Annotated in this window: 23 protein-coding genes and 2 pseudogenes; 13 read left to right on the top strand and 12 right to left on the bottom strand. The window is 72.9% G+C overall.

Going from position 1 to position 21269, the window contains the following annotated elements; all coding sequences use genetic code 11:
• Positions 1–246: 246 nt before the first annotated feature.
• Positions 247–432: a hypothetical protein gene (locus IH25_RS0133005; RefSeq protein WP_030619273.1), complete on the bottom strand. Its 186-nt coding sequence runs from the start codon at positions 430–432 to the stop codon at positions 247–249.
• 234 nt (positions 433–666) lie between these two features.
• Between IH25_RS0133005 and IH25_RS43245 the strand changes: the two are divergent.
• From IH25_RS43245 to IH25_RS0132990, 4 genes and pseudogenes are all read left to right on the top strand, one after another.
• A pseudogene (locus tag IH25_RS43245) lies at positions 667–881 on the top strand (IS5/IS1182 family transposase); the annotation flags it as partial.
• 174 nt (positions 882–1055) lie between these two features.
• Positions 1056–1625: a Scr1 family TA system antitoxin-like transcriptional regulator gene (locus IH25_RS41440; RefSeq protein WP_157847067.1), complete on the top strand. Its 570-nt coding sequence runs from the start codon at positions 1056–1058 to the stop codon at positions 1623–1625.
• Positions 1622–2420: pseudogene (locus IH25_RS38075) on the top strand (SAM-dependent methyltransferase). The gene IH25_RS41440 and the pseudogene IH25_RS38075 overlap by 4 nt, the downstream one beginning before the upstream one ends.
• Before the next feature lie 191 nt (positions 2421–2611).
• Positions 2612–2965: a hypothetical protein gene (locus IH25_RS0132990; protein ID WP_157847066.1), complete on the top strand. Its 354-nt coding sequence runs from the start codon at positions 2612–2614 to the stop codon at positions 2963–2965.
• A gap of 178 nt (positions 2966–3143) precedes the next feature.
• Here the strand turns inward: IH25_RS0132990 and IH25_RS0132985 are convergent, their stop codons facing one another.
• Positions 3144–4103 carry an alpha/beta hydrolase family protein gene (locus IH25_RS0132985; RefSeq protein WP_030619268.1) on the bottom strand — a complete coding sequence of 320 codons (960 nt, stop codon included), beginning with the start codon at positions 4101–4103 and terminating at the stop codon, positions 3144–3146.
• A gap of 169 nt (positions 4104–4272) precedes the next feature.
• Between IH25_RS0132985 and IH25_RS0132980 the strand changes: the two genes are divergently transcribed.
• The gene (locus tag IH25_RS0132980; RefSeq protein WP_030619267.1) at positions 4273–4866 is read left to right on the top strand and encodes a TetR/AcrR family transcriptional regulator; all 594 of its coding nucleotides are present in this window, start codon (positions 4273–4275) and stop codon (positions 4864–4866) included.
• Positions 4867–5054: 188 nt separating this feature from the next.
• Complete coding sequence (locus IH25_RS0132975; protein WP_030619266.1) at positions 5055–5675, top strand: SRPBCC family protein; 621 nt, start codon at positions 5055–5057, stop codon at positions 5673–5675.
• A gap of 6 nt (positions 5676–5681) precedes the next feature.
• Here IH25_RS0132975 and IH25_RS0132970 read toward each other — a convergent pair whose 3' ends face one another.
• Positions 5682–6578 (bottom strand): phenylalanine 4-monooxygenase, encoded by an 897-nt coding sequence (locus IH25_RS0132970; protein WP_051754334.1) that lies wholly within the window; start codon positions 6576–6578, stop codon positions 5682–5684.
• Between the two features lie 742 nt (positions 6579–7320).
• Here IH25_RS0132970 and IH25_RS0132960 point away from each other — a divergent pair.
• On the top strand, positions 7321–8400 hold the full coding sequence (locus IH25_RS0132960) for an MDR family NADP-dependent oxidoreductase (RefSeq protein WP_030619260.1): 1080 nt from the start codon (positions 7321–7323) through the stop codon (positions 8398–8400).
• Between the two features lie 34 nt (positions 8401–8434).
• Positions 8435–8854 (top strand): MerR family transcriptional regulator, encoded by a 420-nt coding sequence (locus tag IH25_RS0132955; RefSeq protein WP_030619257.1) that lies wholly within the window; start codon positions 8435–8437, stop codon positions 8852–8854.
• A gap of 46 nt (positions 8855–8900) precedes the next feature.
• Here the strand turns inward: IH25_RS0132955 and IH25_RS0132950 are convergent, their stop codons facing one another.
• Complete coding sequence (locus tag IH25_RS0132950; RefSeq protein WP_030619254.1) at positions 8901–10121, bottom strand: MFS transporter; 1221 nt, start codon at positions 10119–10121, stop codon at positions 8901–8903.
• A gap of 95 nt (positions 10122–10216) precedes the next feature.
• Here IH25_RS0132950 and IH25_RS0132945 point away from each other — a divergent pair, with 95 nt between their 5' ends.
• Both IH25_RS0132945 and IH25_RS0132940 read left to right on the top strand, forming a co-directional pair.
• Positions 10217–10681: a winged helix-turn-helix transcriptional regulator gene (locus IH25_RS0132945; protein ID WP_030619253.1), complete on the top strand. Its 465-nt coding sequence runs from the start codon at positions 10217–10219 to the stop codon at positions 10679–10681.
• A gap of 156 nt (positions 10682–10837) precedes the next feature.
• Entirely contained in the window at positions 10838–11482 is a 645-nt protein-coding gene (locus IH25_RS0132940) for a 2'-5' RNA ligase family protein (RefSeq protein WP_245172961.1), read from the top strand.
• A gap of 366 nt (positions 11483–11848) precedes the next feature.
• On the opposite strand, the gene IH25_RS0132935 is transcribed toward IH25_RS0132940, so the two are convergent.
• Together IH25_RS0132935 and IH25_RS0132930 are read right to left on the bottom strand one after the other, a co-directional pair.
• Positions 11849–12220: a hypothetical protein gene (locus tag IH25_RS0132935; protein ID WP_030619247.1), complete on the bottom strand. Its 372-nt coding sequence runs from the start codon at positions 12218–12220 to the stop codon at positions 11849–11851.
• Between the two features lie 184 nt (positions 12221–12404).
• Positions 12405–12809 carry a winged helix-turn-helix transcriptional regulator gene (locus tag IH25_RS0132930; RefSeq protein WP_030619245.1) on the bottom strand — a complete coding sequence of 135 codons (405 nt, stop codon included), beginning with the start codon at positions 12807–12809 and terminating at the stop codon, positions 12405–12407.
• A 90-nt stretch (positions 12810–12899) separates the two neighbouring features.
• Between IH25_RS0132930 and IH25_RS0132925 the strand changes: the two genes are divergently transcribed.
• Positions 12900–13721, top strand: coding sequence for an MBL fold metallo-hydrolase (locus tag IH25_RS0132925; protein WP_245172960.1), 822 nt, complete (start codon positions 12900–12902; stop codon positions 13719–13721).
• A 48-nt stretch (positions 13722–13769) separates the two neighbouring features.
• Here IH25_RS0132925 and IH25_RS0132920 read toward each other — a convergent pair whose 3' ends face one another.
• The 3 genes from IH25_RS0132920 to IH25_RS0132910 all read right to left on the bottom strand — a co-directional run bounded on the left by IH25_RS0132920 (position 13770) and on the right by IH25_RS0132910 (position 16790).
• Positions 13770–14570 (bottom strand): GNAT family N-acetyltransferase, encoded by an 801-nt coding sequence (locus IH25_RS0132920; protein ID WP_030619240.1) that lies wholly within the window; start codon positions 14568–14570, stop codon positions 13770–13772.
• Positions 14571–14660: 90 nt separating this feature from the next.
• Positions 14661–16055: an NB-ARC domain-containing protein gene (locus IH25_RS0132915; protein WP_157847065.1), complete on the bottom strand. Its 1395-nt coding sequence runs from the start codon at positions 16053–16055 to the stop codon at positions 14661–14663.
• A gap of 135 nt (positions 16056–16190) precedes the next feature.
• Positions 16191–16790 (bottom strand): TetR/AcrR family transcriptional regulator, encoded by a 600-nt coding sequence (locus IH25_RS0132910; RefSeq protein WP_030619235.1) that lies wholly within the window; start codon positions 16788–16790, stop codon positions 16191–16193.
• A gap of 146 nt (positions 16791–16936) precedes the next feature.
• Between IH25_RS0132910 and IH25_RS41830 the strand changes: the two genes are divergently transcribed.
• Positions 16937–17083, top strand: coding sequence for a hypothetical protein (locus tag IH25_RS41830; protein WP_167346062.1), 147 nt, complete (start codon positions 16937–16939; stop codon positions 17081–17083).
• 74 nt (positions 17084–17157) lie between these two features.
• On the opposite strand, the gene IH25_RS0132900 is transcribed toward IH25_RS41830, so the two are convergent.
• Positions 17158–17640 (bottom strand): cupin domain-containing protein, encoded by a 483-nt coding sequence (locus tag IH25_RS0132900; protein ID WP_037656099.1) that lies wholly within the window; start codon positions 17638–17640, stop codon positions 17158–17160.
• Positions 17641–17909: 269 nt separating this feature from the next.
• Here IH25_RS0132900 and IH25_RS0132895 point away from each other — a divergent pair, with 269 nt between their 5' ends.
• A complete protein-coding gene (locus IH25_RS0132895; RefSeq protein ID WP_030619228.1) occupies positions 17910–18671 on the top strand; it encodes an SDR family NAD(P)-dependent oxidoreductase in 762 nt (253 codons plus the stop codon).
• A gap of 155 nt (positions 18672–18826) precedes the next feature.
• Here the strand turns inward: IH25_RS0132895 and IH25_RS0132890 are convergent, their stop codons facing one another.
• Positions 18827–20056 carry a Cmx/CmrA family chloramphenicol efflux MFS transporter gene (locus IH25_RS0132890; protein ID WP_078844546.1) on the bottom strand — a complete coding sequence of 410 codons (1230 nt, stop codon included), beginning with the start codon at positions 20054–20056 and terminating at the stop codon, positions 18827–18829.
• A gap of 143 nt (positions 20057–20199) precedes the next feature.
• Positions 20200–21150, bottom strand: coding sequence for a helix-turn-helix domain-containing protein (locus tag IH25_RS0132885; protein ID WP_051754331.1), 951 nt, complete (start codon positions 21148–21150; stop codon positions 20200–20202).
• Positions 21151–21269 lie beyond the last annotated feature (119 nt).

Below are 21269 nucleotides of genomic sequence, written 5' to 3'. Positions count from 1 at the left end.
GCCGCCGCCCGCTCCTGAAGGGCGATGACCAGCCAACGCCCGCCAGGAACAGGGATGTTGCAGCGGAGCTGCCACAGGACGCGAATCGACGCAGGACCTGCTGGACGCGGTGGGCGCACGCCCTCACCGCCGACCCGCACGCCTTCGGAGACCCGGCCGGCCCCCGGGGCAGATCACAACCGACCCCGGCGGCCCGGCCGCCGACTCCTGCTCCTGGTTCCTGCTTCGGCCGCGGCTACCTCGTTCTCACCAGGCGGTGGGAAGCTGCTTGGGCTCGAAGGCGTTCCGCGGTGCACCCGGCTGGGAGGTTGACATCCAGGGCAGTACCCGTGCCAGGTCGCGATGTATGCGGTCGGCTTCACCGCGGACCTGGACGGGGATGTCGCCGCGTTCGGCGACGAGGCGGTCGTAGACGGGTGTCTCCTGGAACACAGTGGGACGGTTTCCCTTCAGCGGGCGGTTTGCCGGACGTTCGCAGCATACGGGCCGCGTGCTCATGACCGCCCTCGGTAGGAGGCAAGAGCCGCAGACGGCAGCCGTCTTGATGCTGAACCAGTGAAGTGAAGACAGTGCCGACGGGTGAGCTTGGCCAGTACCAAGCCCCGCCGCCCCGGCGCCTTGCCCGAGGACGGCCTGGTTTGCTACGGCGACGAGGGCTGTTAGGACGCCGGCGGCACCATACGGGTGCCCTTCCGCGGCAAACACCGCGACCTCTCCTCGCCCAGCAGGCCACCAATGTTGTCCACGCGCGCCGCGCCGTCGACGAAAAGGCCATGGTCACCCTGAAGAGCCAGCGTCTTTTGCGCAAACTGCGGTGCAGCACTGCCCGCATCACCGGTCTCGTGCGGACCGTCCTCGCGCTTCATCGCTCATGGGCCTGAGGTTGGAAAGGGCTCAGTGCGGCGGAGCACGGCACGGCGGTCGGCGCCGATCGCGCGGAGCAACAAGCTTGTGGTGCCGGGTAGGTTGAACAATCTCGCGAGTTGCGAACAGAGAATGCAAGGTGCAGACTCCGCCCTGTCTGTAGGTTGCGGAAAGGGCCGGAGGGGGAGTCTGTGGCTCGCGAGCGGTCTGGCAGGACCATCGCGCACCTTGTCTTCACCATCCCGCTCACCACCTTGCGCGAAGCTGCAGCATTACCCCGGGGAGAGGCTGCCAAGGCGCGCGGAGCCCAGTCCGCAACCGTCTGTCGCAGCGAACCGACCGAGGCATCCCTGGATAAGGGTTCGGTCAACACGCTGCTGACGGCGTACGGAGCAGACGCGGGTGAGATCGAGGAGTTCCGCGGACAGCTCGCCACAGCCAATCTCAGGGGCCGGTGGCACGAGCGGCGGATCGTCATGGACTTATGGCAGCTGAATCTGATGAGCGTGGAGTCGGCAGCGCGCATCGTCCGTGTGTGGGATCCCACGCTGGTTCCTGCCCTGCTGCGCACGCCGGTCTACGTTCATGCCGTCGATGACGTTCACAGACCGCGCCTGTCCCCCGCGGGCAAGGACCGGCGGGCCGCGCTGCTGGTCGCACGCCAAGAGCGGTGCCGAGCAGCGGCAGGGGCTGCCGTAGGCCGCAGAGCGTCTGGATATCGCTCCCTGCACCCTGATGAGTCGAAGGAAGTACTGGCATGACCGAATCCACTCGTCCGTCCCCCCAGATCGACACGTCCGTTCCTCACAGCGCTCGCGTCTGGAATTACTGGCTGGGCGGGAAGGACCACTATCCGGCAGACCAGGCGGCTGGTGACGCCTACAGCAGCAAATACCCCAATATTGTGCCGTTCGCGGGCGAATCACGGGACTTTCTGCGGCGCACCATCACATTTCTGGCCCGGGACGCCGGTATTCGTCAGTTCATTTGACCTCGGGGCAGGGTTGCCCACGCGCAACAACACCCACGAAGTCGCACAGCGGATCGCCCCCGACTCCCGAGTGGTCTACGTAGATCACGACCCCATCGTGCTGCTCCACGTTCATGCACTGCTCACCAGCACGCCCGAGGGCGCTACCGCCTACGTGCAGTCCGACATGCGTGATACCGACGCCGTCCTGGCCAGCGCGGCGAAGACACTGGACATGACCAAGCCGATCGCTCTGGTCATCAACGATGTTCTGGGCCACATCGTGGACTGGGACGAAGCGCGCGGGCTCGTGCGCAGGCTGGTGGACCGGCTCCCCTCGGGCAGTTACCTCTCTTTGAGTCACTCGACCGCCTCCGACCCGGAGCACCAGGTGGTGCAGGATGAATACAACCGGTCCGGGGCGATCCCGTATATCTTCCGTGAGCCCTCGGTGGCCGTTCAGCTCTTCGAAGGCACGGAACTCATCGAGCCCGGCTTCACAAGCTGGCCTCGCTGGCGCCCCGACGCGAACACCGGCCACCTCACCGACCGCGCCGGCTGGGGCGGGGTGGCGCGAATCGCATGACCAGGATCAGGCCGGAGCCCGCGTCTGCCTGGCCTGAGAAGGCGACGCGGTATCAGGTAGTCCGGCGAGGCTCTCCCGTGCAACAGCCCCACAGACCTACCGCGCCAGGGAGTACGTGCTCGCGGGCGTCACTCCGGTCCTGGTGCACAACAGCAGATGCCCTCACCGGTCGGGCCGGGTTGCTCTTGGACATGCGCACTGCTCTGCAGTACCGCACGGCGAATGCCGCGCTCCTCGTAGTGCGCGGACTGCGGTCGTTCAGGTGGAGTGAGGAGGCACTGGAGCGAGACCTGCTGAACTCCGCGGTCATGTCGAGCGCCCCCACCATGGTCAAGCGGATGTGGCGGATGGACCTCGGTTCGTTCCCGGATGGTGAGCTGTCCATCGAGGGCAAGGCGGCGGACTTCTTCCTCCTGGATGCCCAGGGGGTACCAGAAGCACCACCGAGCTACCCAAATCACCACCTCGACCAGGTCAGGCATGGGCTCCTGTGGTGGGATTCCGTATGCACAGTGCTGGAGTCGTCCAGCACCAGCAGCGACTGAACTCCCGTACGCGCGAAGCGGCCCGCCAGGTCATCGTTGGCGGGCCGCCGCCGTCTGCCGACCGGCCGGAGAACGCACGGGAGCGCAGGGAGTGGATGGGAGCATGCGCCTGATGTCCCACATCGCCGCCACTCACCCCAAACTCGAACCGAACAACCCCGCCAAGCGGAACGCTCTTTTATTTGTATTCGACTCGTCCTACCGGGGCGGGGCCGGTCGTCAGTGCCTCGCATGCGGTTTGCCACGTGGGGGCGCCCGGGTGGAGCCGGCTGTGCAGGTAGGCCGCGGTGAGCTGGGCGAGGGCGGCGACTCGCCGGGGGTTCTCGTCCGTGGTCTCGGCGGCGTCGTATCCGGCGATCCCGCCGAGCCCGTGCTCCGCGTCGAACAGGGTCAGCAGGGTCTTGGGGCCGGGAGCGAGGGTGTAGGGGTCGGCGTGCCAGTCCGGCCCCATGTCCGTGAAGTGCCGGGGGTCGTCCTTGTCGCCGGCGACGACCAGCGCGGGTGTGGTCATGGTGGAGAAGTCCACGGCCCCGATGATCGGCCACTGCTCGGCCATGGGCCCGTTGAATGCCTCGCCCCCTCTGCCGGGCGCGGCGAGCAGGACGCCCGCCTTGATCCGGGGCTCGACGAGGTGCACCACCTCCCCGGTGTCGGGGTCGTTGAGCCCGGCGCCCAGCAGGAGGGCGGCGGTGAAGCCGCCGAGCGAGTGTCCGGCGAGGGCGACCTTGGTGGGGTCGATTCGTCCGGCAAGCTGCGGCACGGTGCTCTCGATCACGTCGAGCCGGTCGAGGATATGGGTCATGTCCTCGGCGCGGGAGCGCCAGAAGTCGGGCGCGCCGGGTGCGTCGGCGACCAGGTGGCCGAGCGTCCGGGAGGTGAGGTGGGTGGGCTGGACGACGACGAATCCGTGTGCCGCCCAGAAGTTGGCGAGGGGCGCGTAACCGTTGAGCGAGGAGAGGTGGTTCGAGGGGCCGTGGCCGTGGGAGAGGAGGATGACGGGGAGGCCGGTTCCGGTCGCGGGTGCGGAGACGCGCACCTGGAGGTCCACGGGCCGTCCGGGCACGGTCAGGGTCACGGGGCTGAAGGAGAGGACCGGCGCGGGCGCGCCCAAGGCGTCGATGGTGGTGGATGTGCTCACGGTGTGGGTTCCCTTTCGGCGGCGCCTGCCGCCCGCCGGTCTCCTGTGGCCGACGGGCGGGCAAGGCGGTCAGGGGCGTCCCGCTTCGGCTAGACTGAAACGGAACGCTGCTCCACTTAGTATCCGGAGCACCGCTCCGTTTTGTCAATCGGTGTCGAAGGAGTTCGTGATGGCCGCCGAAGGTCCCGCAGGGGGGTCAGCGTCCCGGAGCAAGCGGGCCGACGCCCAACGCAACCGGGAGACGGTGCTCACTGCCGCAGCCGAGGTGTTCGTCACCTCCGGCGTCGACGCGCCGATCCGCCGGATCGCGGCCCAGGCGGGCGTCGGGATGGCGACGATCTACCGTCACTTCCCGACCAGGGCGGACCTGGTCACCGCCGTGTACCAGCACCAGATCGAGGCCTGCGCCGAAGCCGGCCCGCACCTGCTGGCGCGTGCCGGCTCCCCGTTCGACGCGCTGCGCCAGTGGATCGACATCTTCGTCGACTTCCTCGTCACCAAGCACGGACTCGCCGACGCCCTGCAGTCCGACAGCGACCGCTTCGCCGCGCTGCACGCCCACTTCCTCGACCGCTTGCTGCCCGTCTGTGCCCAGTTGCTCGACGCTGCGGTCGAGGCCGGCGACATCAGGCCGGGCACGCAGCCGTACGAGCTGCTGCGCGGCATCGGCAACCTCTGCGTCGGACGCGACGACGACCCCCGCTACGACCCCCGACGCCTGATCGCCCTCCTCCTCCAGGGACTCCGGCCCCACGCGTCCTGATGGCAGCAGTACCTTGAGGCGAACGGGCCCGCCTGAACGACAAGGAACGCCGGCCATCCGTACGGCAGGAAAACCGGTGCGCCAGGTGCACGGAGGACCGTGCGGCTTCGGAGGTGCGGGCTGAACCGGAGCAGCGTCGTGGCAGCCGCACCATCATCCAAGAGACCGCCCCGCGCCAAGGAGCAACCATGACCGTGACCCGTGGCACCGGTATCCGCGCCGCCTTACGCGCCCTCCCGCTCGTCGTCGGCCTCCTCTCGGCCGCCGTCGTGCCGGCCGGAGCCGTCTCCCCCGGCCCGGCCACGTCCCTCACCTGCGAGGGGAAGGGTGTCGATCCGCACGCACAGGTCCGCTACCGCACCGAGACCCTGATCCACGCGCCGTTGCGCACGGTGTGGCGGCTCCAGACCGATGTGGAGCGCCGGCCCTCCTGGCAGCCCTCCGTCATGACCGCGGAACGTCTCGGTCACGGCCGGCTCCGGGCGGGTTCGGCGTTCCGGTGGACCACCCCGGTGCCGCCCAACCCCGCCACGCCGGCCACCGAGTTGGAGATCACCTCCACGGTCGGGCAACTGCGCCGCCACTCCTGCCTCCGCTGGACGGGCCCCGCGGTCGGCGAGGGGCTGCGCATCGACGGCGTCCACGTGTGGACCTTCACCGCGACCGGGGACGGTGTCCGGGTGCGCACCGAGGAGACACATTCCGGCGCCCAGGTCGACGCCGACGTCCCCACCGCGAGCGAGTTGCTGCGCGCGAGTCTCGAGGCATGGCTACGCGATCTGAGGACCGCCGCCGAAGCCCGCGGCTGAACCCGCTCAGCGGCCGATGGCGGTACCTGCCGCGCCCGGGCCCGGCCGTCGGTCCGGTGCGATGTCGTCGTCCAGGTCCTCCAGGAAGCCGGCCAGGACGTCGGTGACCTCGTCCAGGGTGCGGGCGCTGAAGAGGACCGGCTGGTAGCCGCGGATGTCGTAGGGGGTGGCGAGCATGACGCCGATGTCCAGCGGCCGGACGTCGGCCGCGTGCAGCCGGCCGATCTCGCCGAAGGAGGACAGCAGGGCCGCGCCGTACGCCTTGGGTGTCCCGCCCTCGTCGAGGACGCCGTACTCCAGGGTGAACCAGTACACGTCGCTGATCATCTGCAACACGTCGGCGCGCTCCACCCGCATCGCCGCCTTCCCGATCAGGCGGTAGATCCGGGCGAAGGCGGGCGAGGCGAGGTGGATCCCGTGGCCGAAGACGTCGTGGATGACGTCGGGCTCCGGCGTGAACAGCGGTACGGCGGGGTGCCGGACGAACTGCACCGCGTGGAAGTAGCCGTCCGCCATCGATCCCAGGAACCGTTTGTTCTCGACCACTCCCCCGGCGAGGGTGAAGTCGAACCCGGTCAGCCGCCTCAGGTGGGCGCCGACCTCGGCGTGCTGCGGGATGTGGTCCGCGGGGATCGGGGCGTGTTCCCTGGCTTCGAGGGCGGCACGGCAGGCGTGCTCGCCCTGGGCCGACCACAGCGCCCGGTGGACGGTGCGCCAGGTTCTCTCCTCGTCCTCGGTGTAGTCCACGGGCGGGGACGGGTCGCCCACCCGGTGGCCGCGGGCCCGTGCGGCGATCTCCCGGCGCCGCAGCAGATAGTCCGGATCGCTGAGCCCGGGGTGCTCGTCGGCCTCGCCCAGTCGGCCGTCGGCCGCGACGGGTGTTCGCACCTGGATGCCGCTCATGAACCGATCGCTCCTTCCCGGTCCGGGTCGGTCGGGCGGTACGCGTGGCAGCGGATGCGGGGCGCCGGTGGGCACCGGTCCGGCCGACGGCATGGTGACCGGGCCGAAAGCGCGGCGCCTGGCGGGCGGTTGGGGGTGGGGGCCTGCGCTGTCACCCCTAGTACCGCCTGAGGCGTCTCGGTCGCGTGGCCGCCTCGCACCATGGCCGGGGCCCGCGGGCCCGGGCCGGGCGGCGACGCGTCTCCCGGACCGACTGTTCAGCTAGCTCACTCGTTCGAGTGCATCGAGCGTGACGCACGCCTTCCGTGGACAGTCTCCCCTCAGCGCGACGGTTCGGCCACCGGCGCCGCGCGGCGGTACGGCGTGGTGGTCCTGCCGTCACCGTCGGTACCCGCCGCCGAGGGGTGCGCCGACGCCGAGGGCGGCACCCGGGGCGGGTCGCCCGGCGCTTCCTGTCCGCGTACGACGGCAAGCCCCCAGGCGCCGCCGCCGTACCCTCCCGGGCCGCGCCCCTCCGGCGGACCGGGGCGCCGGACCGGCCGTGGGCCCACCGCGCGGGCACGGCGCGGCCCGGGACCGTACGCCGGGCGTCCGGCTCCTCGCCCGGGGCGGCCTTGCCTTTGACGTGCGGGTCAGGGCTTAGCGTGTGCGCGCCCGGTCGGCCGGAGCCACCGCGTCCCGGCCGCCGGACGCGTCGGCATGCCGCCACGCGTCGTCCCGCCACTCCCCCAGGAGGTCACGCATGACCCCGGTCCCCCAGCGGATCAGCCGTGAGGTACGGCTCGCCGCTCTGCCCGCGGGGCTGCCCACGCCCGCGGACTTCGCCCTCGCCGAAGTCCCGGTGGGTGCCCCGGCGCCCGGTGAAGTCCTCGTCCGCAACCGGTGGTTCCTGGTCTACGGCGGACTGCGCACCCTGCTCGGCGGGGCGGCGAAGGACACTCCGGTGCCCGTGCTGCGCCCCGGAGACACGCTGTACGGGCCGGCTGTCGGCGAGGTGGTCCTCGCTCCGCCGGGCAGCCCGCTGCGCCCGGGCGATGTGGTGACGCACCTGCTCGGCTGGCGCGAGTACGCCCTCGTACCCGAGGCGGAGTGCGCGAGGGTCGACCCGGCACTGCCCGACCCGGTCGCCAAGCTCGCCTCCGGCTCCGCCGCGTACGGGGCGCTGACCCGGGTCGCCCGGGTGCGCGAGGGAGATGTCGTCCTGGTCACCGGGGCGGCCGGCGGGGTGGGTTCGCTGGCGGGCCAGATCGCCCGGCTGCTGGGCGCCTCCCGGGTGATCGGCACCACCGGCTCACCGGGGAAGGCCGGGCGTCTCGTCGCCGAGCTCGGCTACGACACGGTGCTGACCGCCGGGTCCTGGCGCGAGGGGCCCGGCTCGGGGAACTCCCGGGAGGCGTACCGGGACTTCGCCGGACGGCTCGCCGAGGCCGCGCCGGACGGCATCGACGTCCTCCTCGACACCGTGGGCGGCCCGCAGCTCACCGCGGCGGTCGACGCCGCCCGGCACGGCGCCCGGTTCGCCCTGGTCGGGGCGCTGTCCGGGCAGCTGGCGGCGGACGGTGCGGGTGCCGCCGCGCCGGCGGAGATCGACACGTTCCGGCTGATCGTGCAGGGCGTGTCGGTGCGGGGGTACCTCGGCACCGACCATCTCGGTGTGGAGGCGGAGTGGACCGCGCGGTTCGCCGGCTGGCTGCGGTCCGGCCGGATCCGTCTCCCGCTCACCCGGATCACGGGCATCGATCGCGCTCCCCGGGCGTTGCGGGAACTGATCGGGGGAGAGCATTTCGGCACGGTCGTCGTGGAGTTGCCGGAGCATGGCTGACGACCGCTGCCACGGACGGCGGGAGACGGACATCATGCGGATCGGCGACGCGGCGGCGGCCGTGGGGACGACACCCAGGGCGCTGCGCTTCTACGAACAACGCGGCCTGCTGCCGCCACCGCCGCGCACGAGGTCGGGGCAGCGGGACTACGGCCCCCGGGAACTCGCCGTGCTCCGCGTCATCCGGGAACTGCTCGCCCTCGGGCTCACCGTCGAGGATCTGCGGGGCGTCGCCGGCCGGCTCCCCCTGCTCGCCGTCCACCCGGTGCCGAGGTGCGGGACCGCGGCGGCGGACAGGGGCGGACCGGGAGTCGTGGGAGAGGCGGTGGTGGAGCGGCGGATCGCCGCGCTCGACACGGAGATCGAACGGCTCACCCGGCTCCGGGACGGGCTGCGGGCGGGCCTGTCCGCACAGCGCGGCGGTGACCGGCCGCGGCGCTCGACGGCCCGGTGAAGCGGGAGCGGGGGGCGCGCAGGGAAGTGCGCCGTGGGCGGCGGACTCAGGGGGTGCGGGTCGTCGCCCACAGCAGCAGGGCGGCGCAGCTGAAGGCCGCGCCGAGGGCGGACACGCCGGGCCATCCCGCCGCCGCGTACGCCAGTGAGGAGCCGGTGGCGCCGAGGGCGCTGCCGGCCGAGTAGAAGATCATGTAGCCGCCGATGATCCGGCTTCCCGCGTCCGGGCGCACCGCGTGGACGAGGGTCTGGTTGGTGACGTGCACGGCCTGGACGGCGAAGTCCAGCAGGACCGTCCCGGCGGCGAGCGCCCACAGCGACTGCCGGGTGAACGCCAGCGGGAGCCACGACAGGGCCAGCAGGACCAGCGCGGTGCCGGTGGTGCGCTGCGCGAGCCCGCGGTCGTTCCAGCGGCCGGCGATGCCCGCGGCCAGCGCGCCGGCCGCCCCGGCGAGCCCGAACGCGCCGATCGCGGTGTGCGACAGCGACCACGGGGGGCTGCTGAGGGGCTGGACGACGCTGCTCCACAGGGTGCTGAAGGCGGCGAAGACGAGGAGCGCCAGCGCGCCGCGCACCCGGAGCAGGTGGTCGCGGGCGAACAGGGCGATGGTGGAGGCGAGCAGCCGCCGGTACGGCAGCCGGGCCGCCGGCGGCGGACCGGCCGGCAGGGCGCGGCGCAGCAGCACGGCGAGGGTGGCGGTGACGGCGGCCGAGAAGAGGTAGACGGACCGCCATCCGGCCAGGTCGGCCAAGACGCCCGCGACCGTGCGGGCCAGCAGGATGCCGGTGATCACGCCGCTGGTGACCGCTCCGACGACCCGTCCCCGGTAGGCCGGGGCGGCGAGGTGGGCCGCCGCGGCGACCATCGTCTGGGCGACGACGGCGAGCGCGCCGACCAGTGCGAGGGCGGCGAGCAGCACGGCGGTCGCCGGTGCCAGGGCGACGGCCAGCAGAGCGGCGGCGAGCAGGCCGAGCTGGAGCGTGATCAGTCTCCGGCGGTCGGCCAGGTCACCGAGCGGGACGAGCAGGAACAGGCCTGCCGCGTAGCCGGCTTGGGTGACGGTGACGAGGGTGCCGAGCAGGCCGGAGCCGAGCGAGAACCGCTCGCCGAGGGTGACCAGCAGGGGCTGGGCGAAGTAGACGTTGGCCACCGCGCTGCCGCAGGCGACGGCGAAGAGCAGGACCAGGCGGGCCGGCGGCGGGCCGGTCGGTGCGAGCGCGGTGTTGCGGGCCGTCCGTCCGCTCGTCGTGGAGCAGTCACTCGGCATACGGCACCCTCCCCAGGTGGTTGCAAGTTGCTACCTGCCGGACTCTAGGGGGCACTGGTAGCATGTTGCAACCAGAAGTGAAGGAGGGGAGCCCGATGGTCGCCCGCACCCGGCTCGACGCCGACCCCTGCCCCGTCGCCCGGTCGATCGACGCCATCGGCGACTGGTGGTCGCTGCTGATCGTGCGTGACGCCTTCGACGGCAGCCGCCGCTTCGGCGAGTTCCGGCGCAGCCTGGGGATCGCCAAGAACATCCTCACCACCCGGCTGCGCGCGCTGGAGCGGGCCGGGGTGCTGGAGACCGTGCCGGCCTCCGACGGCAGCCCCTACCAGGAGTACGTGCTCACGGAGAAGGGCCGCGCCCTCTTCCCCGTGATCGTCGCGCTGCGCCAGTGGGGCGAGTCCCACTGCTTCGCCCCCGGGGAAGCGCACTCGCGGCTCCTCGACCGCCGCGACCGGCGCCCGCTGAGCCCGCTGGAGATCCGCTCCGGCGACGGACGCCCGGTCGGCCCGGAGGAGACGGTCGTCGAGAAGCTCGACCCCGCCGACGGCACCCGTTAGCGTCACCGGCCCCACCCGCGAGGCGGGTTGCACCGGCCGGCCCGCGGGCGTTTGCTGAGCCTACCGGCGGTGCGGCGGAACCACCGCCGCGCGACCCGGCCGCCTCCAGGCCGCACACGGCCTCGGGCGCGGACAGGCGAAGGGCGTGTGACGGCGGTGCGAGACGCAGGGGACACGGAGGCCGGCCGGATCGCGGCCTTCGACGGGGCCGGACCGCCGGACGTGCTCGCGGTGGCGTCGACTCCCCGTACGGCGGTGGCGTGGCTGCCGCCGCCACGGCTCTGGGGGCCGGTCCAGGACATCCGCTGGGAGCACGATCCGCAGGTACGGCGGTGGCCGCCGCATGTGAACGTGCTGTTCGGGTTCGTGCCGGAGGAGGAGTTCACGCGGGCGGTGCCACTGCTCGGCGCCGCGGCGGCGCGCACCCCGGCGTTCACGGCACGGCTGTCCGGGGTGCGTTTCTTCCGGCACCGGCACTACGCCACGGTCTGGCTCGATCCGGCCGCCGCCGGACCGGCACCGTGGGAGCGCCTGTACCGGGAGCTGGAGCCGCGGTTCCCGCTGTGCCGTGGGCGTGGCGGGCGCTTCACCCCGCACCTGTCGCTCGGCCGCACCCGGGATCCCCGGCGCCTGGCCGCCGAGTGCGCCGCGCGGCTCGGCGGACTGTCGGCGGCGGTCGAGGAGGTGGTCGTCCTCTCCCGGCGTGGCGAGGGTCCGATGCGGCCCCGGGCCGTGATCACGCTGGGCACGGGCGAGGTCCGGTGGCCGGCAAACGATCTGGACTGCCCTGGGTACGACTGAGGGTACCCGGGCAACGGGGTCGGGACTTCGGCCACGGCGCGGACGGCGGGCGTGGGCCGGTGGGCCGGCCGGGTGGTCGGGCGCCGGGCGGCGCGGGCGGTGGCGGCGAGGCCGGCCGCCGTCGGCTCGGGGTGCCGCCCGGCACGGCGGTCACCTCGCGGACGTCCCGCGTGGGGCCGGCGGACCGGCGCGTGCGGCCGTTGCCGTACCAGCACACGCATCGGCGGGCTGCCGCGGCTCCGGCCACCCCGGTGCCGATCGGCCACGCCGGCTCCCCCCACCTCCCATGGGCCTTGGCGGCCGGCCCCCCAGCCGCGTGATCGCGGTGCCACGGGAGGTGAGGCGGGAGGGCCGGGGCCGGCTCGGTCAGTTCAGGGGCGCGGGGGCCGGCGTGCCGTAGAAGGTGACCGCCGGCCAGCCCCGGGTGGCCAGGAACTTGTTGATCGCGTCGGCGATCTCCTGCGGGGTGACGGAGTAGGCCGCCGGCGTCTCGGCGTTCGCGATGCTGAACTTGATCTCCAGCTCGGAAGGCATGTCGCCGCTGATGTTCCGCTGCGACCGGCCGCCGAAGAGCGTCCCCTCGGGGAAGTCGGCCGCCGTGCTCGCCGACGCGGTCTCGGCGGCCTGGGCGGGCTGGGCGGCCTGAGCCGGCGACGCCGAGGCCGTACCGGCGATCACCGCGCCGGCCGCGGCCGTCCCCGAGTACCCGATCAGGGACCGCCTGGAAATGCTGCTCATAACTCCCCCTCTTTTCCCGGCCGTCGGGTGTTTCCCGAGGCCATCGCTTGATCGTAAGCGCAGGGGAGGGCGTCGGGGGCAGAATGAGGCCGTCCGTTTCGTGACGGTCTCCGGCCCGGCTATGACCGGTCGTCGCCGCTCACCCCGAACCCGCCCGGGTGGACGCGTTCACCGTGGCCGGCGTTCAGGCGGAGGCGTCCCGTCGGGCCGCGCCCCACTCCCACATGCCGCGCAACACGGGTTCCAGTGCGCGGCCCAGGCCGGTGAGCTCGTAGCGGACCCGGGGCGGCCAACCGGGGATCCGGTGGCGTTCGATGACGCCCGCCCTGGTCAGCTGGGCCAGCCGGTCCGAGAGGACCTTGTCCGAGAGGGCGGGCAGGGCGGCGGACAGCTCGGTGTAGGTGGCCTGGCCACGGCGCAGGAACTCGCGGAGCACCAGCGGGGTCCACCGGCCGCCCAGGGCCGCGAGCGTGATGTCGACGGGGCAGCGCGGCTCGTCACCGGGCGGCACGAGGGCGTCGTCCGGGCAGTCCGCCAGCGGGCCGTCCCGGTCGGGTGTCCGCTGGTGTCCAACCGTTTGGTGAGTCACGAGGGCACCTCCTAGCGTCGGTCGTGAACAGCCCACCCATACGCGCTTGTAGGGGCCACGATGCGTATTCATCATCTCAACTGCGGTTCCATGCGGGAGATTCCACCGCTGTACGAGGAGTCCTCCGGAGCGGGTGCCGTGGCCCGGGCACGGCCCCTGGTCTGCCATTGCCTGCTGATCGAGACGGACACGGACGGGCTGGTCCTGGTGGAGACCGGTCTCGGCACCGCCGATCCCCAGGACCCGCAACGGTCGTTGGGCGCGGACTGGGTGGCGTACGCGCGGCCCGCGCTGGACCCGGAGGAGACCGCGCTGCGCCAGGTCGTACGGCTCGGGTACGCGGCGGCGGACGTGCGGCACATCGTGCTCACCCACCTGCACCGCGACCACACGGGAGGGCTGCCGGACTTCCCGCACGCGCGCGTCCACGTGCACCCCGCCGAGTACCGGGCCGTCAGCGATCCCTCGGCAGCGCACCACCGGCACAGCCTGGACCGCTTCATGCCGGCGCACCGGGCACACGCTCCGCTGCTGACACCCGCGCCGGTGCCGGAGCACGCGGAGTGGTTCGGTTTCCCGGGCGTGGCAAGACCGGAGGGGCTGTCGTGCGAGCTGCTGCTGGTGCCGCTGCCCGGTCACTCGGCGGGACACGCGGGCGTGGCCGTGCGCGACGGCGACGGACGGTGGCTGCTGCACGCGGGGGACGCGTACATGTACCACGGGGAACTCGACGCCCGCCCGCCGCTCGCCCATCCCCTCCTCGAACCGGTCCAGCACGGCGCACAGACCGATGCGGCGGCCCGCGTCACGACCCTGGACCGCCTCCGCTCCCTCAAGCGCGCGCACGCCGAGGAGGTCACGGTCTTCAGCGCCCACGATCCCTGGGAGTTCGCCCGCCTCGTTGGCCGGTGAGGGCTGCCGAATTCTCCTGCGCCCGCGCCTACACGGCACGGCCGCGGGTCACTGTTTGAGGCTGTAGAAGCCCATCGGCGAGTTGGGCCGGAAGCCGATCCTGGGGTACACCGGTGCCCCCGCCGCCGTCGCGTGCAGGGTGGCGCGGGTCAGGCCGGTGGCGCGGGCGCCCTCGTACAGGGCCTTGCGCGTCACCGCCTCGCCGTAGCCCCGGCGTTCCCACTCCGGCGCGGTGGCGACGAGTACGACGAACAGCCGCCCGTCCGCCTCCACCGTCGCGGCGCAGCTCACGGGGACGCCGTCGCGCAGGCCGAGGTAGGCGTGCGCCTGGTTCTTCCACAGGGTGGATCCGAGGAGTCCGTCGCGGCCGTCCTCCAGCGGGAAGCCGTAGGCCCGCGAGTTCAGGTCGGCGTACGCCCGGAGCTGGTCGTCGGTGGTCACGCGGACGAACGTCAGCTCGGGGTGGGCCGGTTCGGGAAGGGGGAGCAGGTCGCCGGCCATGCCGGTACCGGGGAAGGCGTACTCCAGCCCCGCTTTCTCCGCCTCCGCCCGGACCTGGGCGCGGGCCTCGGTGTCGAGGAGGTCCTCGAAGAGCCACAGGAACCCGGGGTGGCGCTTCGCGCGCATGATGTCCGCCGCCTGGCGCAGGCGTTCCCCGAGCAGCGCCGGGTCCGCGTCGACCTCGGTCAGCGTGACACAGTTCCAGAAGGCGAACCGGCAGTCGGCCCAGCGGACGGCGATGCCCGGCAGGTCGCGTACATCGGCGGCCGGATCACGGTCGAGCACCATGGCGCGCCAGACCAGGGCCAGTTGCTCCATCGATTCGATCGACTCGGTACGATCCGGCATCCGGGCTCCTCGGGTGGTGGAGTTGCGGGTGAGCCCACCCAGTAATACGCCACTTGGCCGTGGGTGTCGCGCACCCGGGCCAGGGACGAGTCATGCCGCGAGGACGCGTGCCGGGCCGGCGCCGGCGGCCTCGGTGTGCGCCCGCACGCGGCACAGGGCCTGGCGGATGGACGTGGCCGGCACATCGAGGCCGACGCGTTCTTCGGCGTAGGCGCGGACGAGCGCGGGCATGCGGAACCGGCCGGGTCCGGTTTCCGTCAGCAGGTGGGCCGCGCACAGCGCGTCGAGGTGACGCCGTACGGCCTGCTCGCACTCCCCGGCGAGCGCCACGGCCCGGGCGGTGTCCGTGCGGTCCAGCGGGTGGAGGGCCAGGAGCCGCAGCAACTTACGGGAATCCGGCGGGGTTTGGGCGTCTGAGGCCGCGATCGCGGCGCGGACGCCCTCCTCCAGTGCGAGCGGCACGACGGTCTCGCTGTGGTAGTCGGCGAGGGTCCATCCGGTGTGCTGCCGCATGTGCCGGCCGATGAGGGTCAGGGCCAGCGGGAGGTGTCCCAGGTCGGCGGCGATCCGCCGGAAGGCGGCGGTGTCCGTGGCGAGGGGGTCGGCTCCCGCCGTCCGCCGTAGGAGAGTCACAGAGTCGTCCGGGGCCAGGGGTTCCACGGTGAGGCGGGTGGCGCCGGGCAGCGCGCGCATCACGCGGCGGCTGGTGACCAGTGTCCGGCAGGCCGGGTCCCCGGGGAGCAGTGGTCGTACCTGCTCGGCGTCCGCCGCGTCGTCGAGGACGACCAACGCGCTCGTACCGCGAAGGAGTTGCCGGTAGAGGGCGGCTCGGGCGGTGACGCCGTGGGGGATGCGGTCGCCGGTGACGCCGAGCAGCCGCAGGAAGGTCTCCAGCACGGCGGCGGGGTCGGCGGCCGGGCCGGTCGGCGCGCTTCCGCGCAGCCGGGCGAAGAGCACGGGTGCGCCGGTGGAGCTGCGGGCGGCGATCCGGCGGGCCACGTGCAGGGCCAGCGAGGTCTTGCCGACGCCGGCGGTGCCTTCCAGCACCACCGCGCCCGGCCGCCGCGCGGCCGTGAGGGCGGCGGTGACGGTGGACGCGGCCCGGGTGCGGCCGAGCAGCGGGGACGGCCCGGCGGGCAGCCGGTCGCAGGCGCGGACGCGGGCGGCCGCCTCGGCTTCCCCGAGGACCGTGCGCAGCGCCTGCCGCCACAGGGCGACGGTCGCTTCGTCGCCGCCGACGAGGGCCCGTACGACGGCCAGCAGCAGGTCGGGATTGGGGCGGCGGCGGCCCGGCAGGAAGCAGTTCCCGATGGTCGACCGGGCCGGCCACTCGGTGCGCGGACGGCCCGCACGGCGCCAGTCCTGGTGCACACGGCGGGTGATCTCGGTGATCGAGGGGCCGCCCGCCCATGCCTTCAGCAGCCGCAGCTCGCCGATGAACTCGTCCATCGTGCGGGCCTTGCCCGGATCCAGTACCTGTGGCACGACCATCCTCCCCCGTGGGACACCTGGGCCCCGACCCATAACTTGGAACGCCCGTTTCAAGTTACGGGGTGGGGGAAGCCAACTGTCAAGCGGGGTCCACTGATCGGCCGTCGACGATTCGGCCGGACGATCGGCTCAGGCGGCGGGTGACCGTCCGATCGAATCCAGCGCGGAGGCCACGGTCGCGCGCAGGGCGCGGGCGTCGGCTCCGGCGCGGGAGCGCAGGTTCACGCCGTAGGCGAGCAGGGCCAGCACATCGGCGGTGGCCCCGGGGTCGACACCCGGGGCGAGTTGTCCGCGCTCCTCGGCCACGACGAGCGCAGCGCGCAGCGCGTCCCGCAGGTCCTGGTGGTGCCGTTCCAGCAGGGCGCGCACCTCGAAGTCGCCGTACTCGGCGCCGGCCTGGGCGTTGACGGCCATGCAGCCCCAGCCCGCGTACTCGCCCGCACACCGGGCCGCTATCAGGCCCTCGAAGAAGTCGGCGACGGCGGGCAGCCCGCGCCCGTCCTCCGCCAGCCGCCGGTACTTGGGCCGGGAGCGCAGTTCCACGTAGCGGTTCAACGCGGCGAGGTACAGCTCCCGCTTGCCGCCGAAGGTGGCGTACAGACTGGAGCGGTTCAGGCCGGTGGCGGTGACGATGTCCTGGATCCCGGTCGTGGCCATGCCCTGGCGCCAGAACAGCCGCAGCGCGGTGTCCAGAGCAGCGTCCGGGTCGAAGTGTTTGACGTCCGGCATGTCCCACCCGCCATCCTGGAATAGTGGTTCCAGGATACTCCGGGGCCGGGCACGGCGAACGCCGCCTCCCGCGGGGGGACTTGGCGGCGTCCAGGATCGTCCACGATGTGCCGTGCCGGTACGGCCCGGGGCCCATGCTGCGGGGCATGTACCGCATACCCGCACTGTGGCCGGCGGCCTACGGGCCCCGGGTCCGCCCGTTGCCCCGGCTGCTCGCCCGTACGGCCGTCCGGCTGGCCGACTTCGTCCGCGCGCTCGCGCTCGCGGACCACCGGCCGTTCACCACGCTGTGAGCTGTGGCCGCTCGGCGACGGCCACGTCCGGGCCCGCCGTGCCCGCTCGCCCGGGGCTCGTCCCCGGGAGGGCGTCAGACGTACTCGGCTCGGTAGCGGGCCACGATGCTCTGGGCCTTCGCGACATCGGCCGCGTACTGCGCGGCCTCGGGGGCGGGCACGCCCTCCTCGGCCGGGACGCCCAGCTCGGTGAAGAAGCGCTCGAAGCCGGCGGGCGTGAAGATGATGAGCATCTTGCAGGGCTCGTCGCCGACGTTCTTGAACGCGTGGACCTTGCCCTTGGGCACGAAGACGAACGCGCCGGCCCCGACGATCTGCTTCCGCTTCTCGTTGGAGATCTCCAGCTCGCCCTCGATGAGGTAGAAGGCCTCGTCGCTGTCGTGGTGGATGTGGAGCGGCGGTCCCCCGCCCGGCGGCACCATGGCCTCGATCAGGCCGAGCGAGCCGCTTGTGTTCTCCTTGTCCGCCTTGATCGTGTAGTGGTCTCCGAACACCCAGCGTGCCGGTCCTGCCTTCGGCGGGATGTGGACGATGCCCTCGAATTCCTCGAAGCTCAAGGTTTTCCCTTCTCCGCGGGTGTGCGCGTGCTCGCTCAACTCCACAGGACGACGGACCCGGCCGGCATCACGTGTTCACGGGGTCTCGCGACGGGCTTGCGCCGCTTCCCGGCGGCCGGCGGGGCGACTGTTCGCTCGCGCCGGTCGCCCCGGCCGCGAAAAACCAGGTGAACACGTGATGGCGCGGGCGGCGGTTGCGCCCATCGTGGTGCGTGCGCGGCGCGTGCGACGTGCGCGTGCACGCAGGTAGCGACGATGGGATGAGAGACATGACTGATCGCTTCACCGGCAAGGTGGCGCTGGTCACCGGTGGCGGATCCGGGATCGGCCGCGCCACCGCGGTGGCCTTCGCCCGCGAGGGTGCCACCGTGGTGGTCGCCGGACGCACCTCCGACCGGCTGGTCGAGACGGTCGAGCTGATCGAGAAGGACGGCGGCGAGGCGAGCTGGGCGACCGTCGACATCGCCGTCGAGGCGGAGGTGGAGGCGCTGGTCAGGACGGTCGTGGAACGGCACGGCGGCCTGGACATCGCGGTCAACAACGCCGGATACCTGCCCGAGCCGGCCGGGCTCGCCGAGCTCGCCGAGGACGTCTTCGAGCAGACACTGCAGATCAACCTGCTGGGGACCTGGCGGTCGATGAAGCACGAGATCCGCCACATGCGGGCGCACGGCGGCGGTGTCATCGTCAACGTGGGCTCGGTGGTCGGCGCACACCTGACGATTCCGGGGGCCGGCGCCTACGGGGCGAGCAAGGCGGCGATCGCGGCGCTCGGGCGGAGCGCGGCGCGTGAGTACGCCGCCGACGGGATCAGGGTGAACACGCTCAGCCCGTCCTCGATGGACACTCCCATGTCGCTGCTGGAGAACGAGACGCCGGAGGAGCGCGTGGAGCGCGCCAAGGGCATGTTCCCGCTCGGCCGGATCGGTTCCCTGGAGGAGGGCGCGGCGGCGGTGCTGTACCTGGCCTCGCCGGAGTCGGGCTTCGCCCTCGGCCACGACCTGGTGATCGACGGCGGCATCACGGCCTGACCGCCGTCGAATCCTTCCGGGCATGACCGTGCCCCGGTCCGTCGGCGGGGGAGGCAACGGGCCGGGGCACGGCGCTTTTCGGGTACGCCCGCTGTCGGCTCAAGCGACGTGGGCGACAGGGGGCACTGGGCAGGGGCAGGGGCCGTCGTACCGGGTCACACGGGGGTTTCGGTGCGCTCCTGGCCTTGGCGCGTGCCGCTGCCGCCGCCCGCGACCACAGCGCCCTTGACCGGGCGGGAGCGGTACTGGAGGTGTCCCGCCCACAGGGTCCCGAGGAGGCCGGCGGTGGCGAGCGCCGCTCCGACCCAGGCCACCGAGGCGAAGCCGAACCCGGCGTTGATGGTCATGCCGCCGAGGGCCGGAGCGAGCGTGTTGCCGACGTTGAAGGCCGAGGTGTTGGTGGCGCCGACCAGCGTCGGTGCGCCGGGTGCGACGACGAAGACCCGGGACTGCAGGATCGGGTTGGTGACGTATCCCGCCATGCCGAGGACGAAGACCAGGGCCACGGTGACGACGGTGTTGTCCGCCAGGACGGCGAGCAGTGCGGAGGCCACGGCGAGGACACCGGTGCCGAGCGCGAGCGTGCGGATCGGATAGGCCTCCGCGGTCCTGCCGCCGATGACCATGCCGAGCAGGCCGCCGACGCCGAACAGCGCCAGCAGGACGGGCACCCAGCCGTCGGCCAGTCCGGTGACGTCGGTGAGCAGGGAGGCGAGGTAGCTGAAGGTGACGATGACGGCGCCGAAGGAGAACGCCGTCACCGCGTACGAGAGCCACAGCTGCGGCCGGGCCATCGCCCGCAGTTCGGCGCGGACGGTACGCGTCTCCTCCGCGGACCCCCGCCCGCCGGGAATGGCGAACACCGAGCAGGCCAGGCTGATCAGGGTGAGCAGGGCCACGCCCCAGAAGGCGGCGCGCCATCCGGCGAACTGGCTGAGCACCGTGCCCGCGGGGACGCCGATGATGGTGGCGAGGGTGAGTCCGCTGGCGACGACCGCGACCGCCTTGCCCTTGGCGTTCGCCGGGACGAGGGCGACGGCGGTGGCCACGGCGACACCCCAGAAGCCCGCGTAGGCGAGCGCGCTGATGACCCGCGTGGCGAACAGGACTCCGTAGCCCGGGGCGAGGGCGCCGACGATGTGCGCGGCGATGAAGGCGGCCTGCAGGGCGACCAGGGCCGTGCGGCGGGGCCACTTGAGCGTGGCGACCGCGAGGAGCGGTGCCCCGACGACCATGCCTATGGCGAACGCCGAGATCAGCAGCCCGGCATCGGGGATGGAGACACCCAGGTCGTCGGCCAGGTTGGGGAGCAGTCCGGAGAGCATGAACTCCGATGTGCCTTGGGTGAAGATTCCCAAGCCGAGGATGTAGACGGCCAGGGGCATGGAATGCCTCCAAATGCGGGGGTGCGGACCGGTGTTGTGTCCGGTCATGAGCGGAAGGGCGTCCTCGGGGAGTGACGCTAGCACATTTCGGAGCGACTGCTTCAAAACTCGGGAAGGGTGAGATGCGGCCCCGAAGTGGCGGCTCAGTCGCGCCAGTTGCCAGGGGCGTTCAGCCGCCACAGCAGCAGCGCGGTCCAGGCGCGCTGCCGCTGCGCGGGGTCGCTCAGCGACATGCCCAGGGCACGTTCGGCCCTCGTCACCCGGTGGGCGACGGAACTGTGGTGCAGACACAGCAGCTTGGCCGCCTCCCGCAGCGATCGGGTGCGGCAGACGGTCTCCAGGGTCGCCAGCATCTGCGCCCCGTCCGGCTCGGCTTCGAGGCGGGCGAGCGCCGCCACGTCCGGGTGCGCGAGCGCCGTGTGCCGGGGTATGTCGGCCAGCAGGGCCTCGGCCCCGAGTTCCGCCGCGTCCGCCAGCCGGGGCCAGGTCGGGCCCAGGCCCGCGAACCGCGCGGCGCGCCGGGCCTCGGTCCACGACTCGGGAAGCCGCTCGGGGGCGACCGCCGGGCCCAGGCCGACGGCCACGCCGCAGGGCACCGGGGCCGGGGGCCGGGCGGTGCCGGCCGCGGGCAGCAGCAGGACGCCCACCCTGGGCCACAGCGCCGCCTGGGGGGCCGGACCGCCCGCCCGGGTGGGCGGCGCTAGCAGACCCGCGGCGCAGGCGCGCAACGCCTCGGACAGGGCGGCGGGTTCGGTGACGACCACGGCGGCGGCCCGCATCGGACCGGCCAGGGCGAGCCCGAGCAGGTACAGCGCGCGGGACCGCTGGGCCTCGGGCATCGCGGACGAGAGCACCGCCTGGACGAGCGCCGGGTCCCCGAGTCCGCCCGGCCGCCACAGGTCGTCGTACGGCCCGTGGCCGGCCGGACCACCGGGCACCGGCCCCGCCTCGACGCCGGTCCCCCAGTCCCACGCGGGATCCGTGATGTCCCACGTGGGATCCGCGACGTTCCACCCGGGATCGGCGACGTTCCACCCGGGATCGGCGGCGCGAGCGGACACCGGGCCGGGCGCCGAGCCCCACCCGGCGTCCACGCGAGCTTCCGCGGAGAACCCGAGGGGCGGCCCGGCGGACGGTCCGGCGGAGAACTCCGCACACGGCCCGCCGGTCAGCCCCGCGCACGGCCCGCCGGAGAGTCCGGCGGACGAGTCGG

Source organism: Streptomyces achromogenes subsp. achromogenes (genome assembly GCF_000720835.1).
Taxonomy (GTDB): domain Bacteria; phylum Actinomycetota; class Actinomycetes; order Streptomycetales; family Streptomycetaceae; genus Streptomyces; species Streptomyces achromogenes.
The sequence above is the reverse complement of the archived record's forward strand: the minus strand, read 5'-3'. Positions and strand labels throughout refer to the sequence as shown.